We start from the raw sequence: 5,365 nt of genomic DNA on the forward strand, positions 1-5,365 counted from the left end.
TGCGGCAAGGAGGAACGAACGGCGGCCAGTATCAGTCGGTACTCCGACAGTTGACAAGTTGACAAGTGACGAGTCAACAAGGAGATTTGCCTTGCTGTCATTTGCTTGTTTGTTTATCATATTGTCTGCCTGCACGCTCGTTTGCTTATTGACTTGTCCACTTGTCTGCTTGTCCACTTGTCTGCTTGTCTGCTTGTTGACTCGTTGGTTCGTAAAACTCAGCGCGCCTTTATGGCACTTGCCGAGACAGTCTCCGCAAACAACGCAACGGCTGTAGTCTATCTTATGGTTTTTGAAATCTATCGCAGAGGCTTTGCAGTTCTTTGTGCAAAGGCCGCATTTAATGCACTTGTCCTCGTCAATATGTACCTTGAACCACGAGAAGCGGGCAAAGAAGCTGAGGATAGTGCCCACCGGACAGATTGTGTTACAGTATGTACGGCCGCCACGCCATGCAAGAATGGCGATGATGATGAACGTCACAACGGCGATGATGAATGTCGGCATGCTCTTAATCCACACGTCAACGCTGTAGAAAGCGTAGCTGTCCACGCTCTCGGCTATGCTTGCAAGCACGTTGTTTCCGGCCTCATAAACCGGTTTGAACAGGTTGCTCGCGATGCGTCCGTACGAACTGTAAGGCGCAAGGAGCGACACTATGACGTTAATCCCGGCTAAGGCGGCTATGATGAATACCGCCAACAGGCCGTAACGTAACCAACGTTTCTCTTTTGAATAGGTAAACCTGTTCTTCTTCCTGCGGCTATGTATGTTCGAAACTACGTCCTGCATTATGCCGAGAGGGCATATTACAGAGCAATATATTCGGCCGAAGACAAGCGTAAGGATTATCAAAGCCGCCACAACTCCTGCGTTAAGCGCCAGCAAGGCGGGCCAGAACTGTATCTTGGCGAGCCATCCAAGATAAGAATGTAACGTGCCTGTGACATCAAGAAACAGCAATGTAATCAGCAAGAATACAATTGTCGCCAATGTAATTCTTATTTTCTTAAGCATAAAATTATAATGTTTTTGATGTATTTCTCACCTTTTCACTCTTTCACTTTTTCAATTTTTCTTTTCCGTAATCCTGACTATCAGCACGCTGGCTTCGTACAGCAGCCAGATTGGCAACGACACCATGAACAGTGTAAATACGTCGGATGTAGGAGTGATGACTGCCGCCACTATGACGATTGCAACTATTGCGTGGCGCCGGTAACGGCTCATCCATACGCTCTTGAGCAACCCGAAGCGTGCAAGAAGCCAGCTTACGACCGGTATCTCGAACACAATGCCGAACACGAGGCTCATCATGGCAAGCGTGTCTACATACGAGCTGATGGTCAACAGGTTATGGATGTCGTCGCTGACTTGGTAGGTTCCGAGGAAACGGACGGTCAACGGAAAGATGACAAAGTAGTTGACGGCCACTCCGAAGAGAAACATCAGGTACGCCGCAACCGTAAGCCGCACCGAATATCGCCGCTCGTTGTCGTACAACGCTGGCGAAATGAAGCGGAACAACAGGTAAAGGATGTACGGTGAGGCGATGAGTATGCCGGCAACGAGCGACACTTTCATGTGTATCATGAATTGCTCGGTAAGCCCGGTGTTCACCAACTCTATCCTGAACGGTTCAACTCCGAGAAGCCGGTATGTGATGAAATCGCTACTGCTCGGCGCAAGTACGACGTCAAACAACCAATCCTTAAGCAAAAACGCCGCAACTCCCGCCACTATAGCAGCCACGAGCATGCGTATCAGGCTGCCCCGTAGAATGTCGAGATGCTCCCAGAACGTCAACGAACCAGAGTCATTCATCTTTCTTCTTCGGCTCTTCCTGTTCGTCGTCCAGCTTTCCGTTCATGCCGTCCTTGAAACTCTTAACGCCTTTGCCGAGGCCCTTCATCAGTTCGGGTATCTTCTTTCCGCCGAACAACAACAGGATTATTAACGCAAGGACAAGTACTTCTTGAAATCCGATACTCATAGTTTTTTACGGTTTTGCGGTTCTTGGGTTTTGCGGTTTTAAGGTCTTCTTGCAGGTAAACCGCATAACCTTAAAACCTTAAAACCGTATAACCTTATATTAAATGTTTATATTCACGCCACCCATGAATGTCGCTTTTGGCATTGGGTAGCCATAGTTGATTTCATATTTCTGCGCCAGCAGGTTCTCTCCTTTTGCCCAGATGTTGAGCCAAGGCAACGCCTTATATGCGGCTGTGACGTTCAACAGGAGGAAGTTCTCTTGTATTTCAGTGGGGTCAACCTGGGTGTACAGTCCGTCGATGTACTGCAGGCCGCCAGCCAACATCCAGCGTCCGCGGCGGTAATCGGCGCCAAGATACGCTTTATGTTCTGGCGCGGCGAGCACCTTGTTGTGCATGTGCAGGAAGCTGTAGTTGCCGTTCAGGCTGAGATATCTGTTCGCTTTCCACGCAAACTCGGCTTCTACGCCGCTGTTCTCGATGGCTCCCGTGTTGACGTTCATCGGCCTGTTGTCTACTATCGCGGTCTGTATTATGTTGTCGCCGTTGATGTAAAACAGGTTGATACCGTATGAGAAAGCTCCTCCGCAGAGCCTTTGTTTCCATGAAAGCTCGTAGTTCATCATGCGCTCTGGACGCAAATCGGCATTTGCAGGACGCCAAAGGTACATCTCGCGGATGGTCGGATTGCGGAAGCCTTTGCTCACCATGGCCTTCAGTTCGCCGTCTTTCACCATGCGGAACACCAGTCCTCCCTGTGGCACCCATTCCGTTCCAGTCTGAGAGTGGTGGTCAACACGCACTCCAGCGTCAACCGTCAGCCAGCGGAACAGGTCTTGGCGGAAGTCAACATAGCCTGCAATCTCGTTCTCGTGGTGGTGTCCTATCGGGTCGAGGTCTTCTCCTGTGGCGATTACCCGGTTCCATGCCTTGCCGTAGATGTGCTGGTAGTCAAGGCCGACGGTTATTCGGTTGCCCGTGAAGAACGTCGCGCTCTGGTATATCGAGAAACCCGTCAGGGCGTCGTTTGAGAGGAAGTAGTTTTCCTGAGGCTGTTCTCCGGGGGCGTATCCGTCGTTGATTTTATGCCGTCCGAAGTTGTGGTACACGCTCACTGCTCCTGAAGTGCGTCCGTAGTGGTTCTCAACCACAGCCGAAGCAACACCGCGCGTAATCCACTGTCTTGCCCCCAGCAGCGGCTCGTACGTGCTTCCGGGGTACGACGAGTTGAAATGCGTCACGTTCACGTCGGCGTATGCCGTCCAGTGCGGCGAGAAGTCGTAGCCCAGTTTGGCGTATCCGCCGTACTGCTCGAAGCCCATCGAGGGGCGGTTGTTGTCGCTACGGCCGTACTGTCCGGCAATGACGCTGTAGAACTTGCCGCTGCGTATGCGGTTGGTAAACTCTCCCTGGAATGTTCCGTAAGAGCCTGCGCCAAGATTGATGTCCGTCTTGACGCCGTCCTCGCGCATGCTTCTTGTTACGATATTGACCACTCCGCCCATGGCGTTAGAGCCGTACAGCATTGAGGCGGGGCCTCTGAGTACTTCCACTCGGTCTGCCATCATCGTCTGGTAAGAGTCGCTTATCGAGTGGCCGAATATTCCCTGGTATTGCGGATGTCCGTCGATGAGCACCATCATGCGCCCCGCGCCGCTGCCGAGTCCGCGCAGGCTGATACCTCCGGCGGCACCGTCGCTGACGGCGTATCCCATCATCGAGCGTGCCGTGACAAACAGTCCGGGCACCTGTTCCGACAATGTCGGCAGCACGTTGACGCGCTGGTTCTCCGTCAGTTTATCCCTGTTAACCACCGATATGGTCATTGGCAGGTGGCGTATGTCAGTTACGTTGCGTGTTCCTGTCACCACAACGTTGTCGAGAGTGTGTGCAGTAGTGTCTCTCTGGGCATGCACCTGGCCTGCGGCGGCCGTGAGAAGAGCTGCTGCAAAAATAAGTTTTTTCATTAAGAATCAAGAATTTTAGATTTAAAAATATGTTATCGTGAAGTATGTGTAACGGCTTTTTCAACAGCCTTTCCCAGCGTTCCTCATGTCATCGTAAGCATTAGCTTCGGATGTCTCTCTTTGTAATGCATGGCGGCCATGCGCTCACCGCAAGCCGCCATGCGACGAAGAAGTTATTGATTGTCTATATCTATGAGAGTGTAAGCCTTGCTCCCAAGGCCTATTTTCTCTGCATAGTCAACTATATGGGTTCCGTGCTGACGGTTGATGCGCTCGATTAAAGGTTTTGCGTCATCACCTTCGGTCGACTGGTGGTTGAACACTTTGTCAAGGCAAGCCTTGTCAAGGGCCACCGGGTCGAGCGAAGCCATTATGCCCATGTCCTTCAGTACGGGGTCTGCCGGATGGCTGTCGCAGTCGCAGTCCACGCTCATGTTGTTCATGACGTTGATGTACAGCACGTTGCCCTTCATGTATTCATGCACGCCTTGGGCAGCCGACGCCATGCTTTCGAGGAAATAATCCTGTGCGGGCAGGTTGTTCCACAGCTCGGCCGGACTCTGTACCTTGCCCGCCGTGTGTATGTACGACTTGCCGTTGCTCGACGCAACGCCGATTGAGGCGTTCTTCAATACGCCGCCAAAGCCGCCCATGGCATGCCCCTTGAAGTGCGCGAGGTTTACCATGAAGTCGTAGTTGGCAAGGTGGGAGCCTACGATGTCGTACTTGATGTGCGTCGTGTCCTTTACCGGAATGCGCATGTCGCCCCCCTCGTCCATGATGTCCACCTTGGCAATCTTGTCGAAACCGTGGTCGCGTATCACTTTCCAGTGGTCCTCCGAGTTCATCCGTTTGCCGGCGTAGGCCGTGTTGCATTCCACTATCGTGCCGTTAACCTCGCTTACGAGCTTGCCTATCAGCTCAGGCTTCAGGTAGTTGTGGCCGCCGGCCTCGCCCGTGCTTATCTTTACAGCAACGCGCCCTTTTGCCTCTTTGCCCAGTGCCTTGTATATGCGTACGAGGGCTTCTGGGGATATTTCTTTCGTGAAGTAAACCTTTGATTGTGCCGACGCGCCGATAGCCATGAGCAGTACGGCCGCCAATAAAATCAGTTTTTTCATTTCCGACGATATTTAATTAAACTTTTTCACGTTGCAAAATTACAACGAAAAAACTCTCAATCAAGTATATTTTTTACCGAAATGTTTACCAATTTTACAGCAGATAGTTTTTTTATATATTATAAACATTTATGCCACTTGTCTTGTCCTGGCAAAAGTTGACACATTTATGAACAATAAAAAATGTGTAAAACAATGCGAAAGAGTCCAACAAAGTACAGCGAGGAGTTCAAATTGAGCGTCCTTCGTGACTATTACTCGTCAGGTATGAGCAAGCGCAAGT

General features: G+C 51.0%; 5 protein-coding genes. All 5 read right to left on the reverse strand.

Annotation, left to right across the window (positions count from 1 at the left end):
* The coding region (locus tag H6A34_RS13590; RefSeq protein ID WP_205105956.1) for a 4Fe-4S binding protein at window positions 1–1,017 on the reverse strand (1,017 nt) is incomplete at its 3' end.
* 51 nt (window positions 1,018–1,068) lie between these two features.
* Window positions 1,069–1,824 (reverse strand): twin-arginine translocase subunit TatC, encoded by a 756-nt coding sequence (gene tatC, locus H6A34_RS13595; protein WP_021947959.1) that lies wholly within the window; start codon window positions 1,822–1,824, stop codon window positions 1,069–1,071.
* Window positions 1,817–1,993, reverse strand: a complete 177-nt coding sequence (locus H6A34_RS13600) for a Sec-independent protein translocase subunit TatA/TatB (RefSeq protein ID WP_021947958.1) — start codon at window positions 1,991–1,993, stop codon at window positions 1,817–1,819. The genes tatC and H6A34_RS13600 overlap by 8 nt, the downstream gene beginning before the upstream one ends.
* A 99-nt stretch (window positions 1,994–2,092) precedes the next feature.
* Window positions 2,093–3,961, reverse strand: a complete 1,869-nt coding sequence (locus tag H6A34_RS13605; protein WP_205105957.1) for a TonB-dependent receptor — start codon at window positions 3,959–3,961, stop codon at window positions 2,093–2,095.
* A 173-nt stretch (window positions 3,962–4,134) separates the two neighbouring features.
* Window positions 4,135–5,082 carry a DUF362 domain-containing protein gene (locus H6A34_RS13610; RefSeq protein WP_205105958.1) on the reverse strand — a complete coding sequence of 316 codons (948 nt, stop codon included), beginning with the start codon at window positions 5,080–5,082 and terminating at the stop codon, window positions 4,135–4,137.
* Window positions 5,083–5,365 lie beyond the last annotated feature (283 nt).

The sequence above is a fragment of the Marseilla massiliensis genome, assembly GCF_016899855.1.
GTDB lineage: Bacteria > Bacteroidota > Bacteroidia > Bacteroidales > Bacteroidaceae > Prevotella.

What these genes read in the sequence shown, in the direction of transcription:
- H6A34_RS13600 (WP_021947958.1), bottom strand. Translation starts at nt 1,993, where the DNA reads ATGAGTATCGGATTTCAAGAAGTACTTGTCCTTGCGTTAATAATCCTG.
- H6A34_RS13610 (WP_205105958.1), bottom strand. Translation starts at nt 5,082, where the DNA reads ATGAAAAAACTGATTTTATTGGCGGCCGTACTGCTCATGGCTATCGGC.
- tatC (WP_021947959.1), bottom strand. Translation starts at nt 1,824, where the DNA reads ATGAATGACTCTGGTTCGTTGACGTTCTGGGAGCATCTCGACATTCTA.
- H6A34_RS13605 (WP_205105957.1), bottom strand. Translation starts at nt 3,961, where the DNA reads ATGAAAAAACTTATTTTTGCAGCAGCTCTTCTCACGGCCGCCGCAGGC.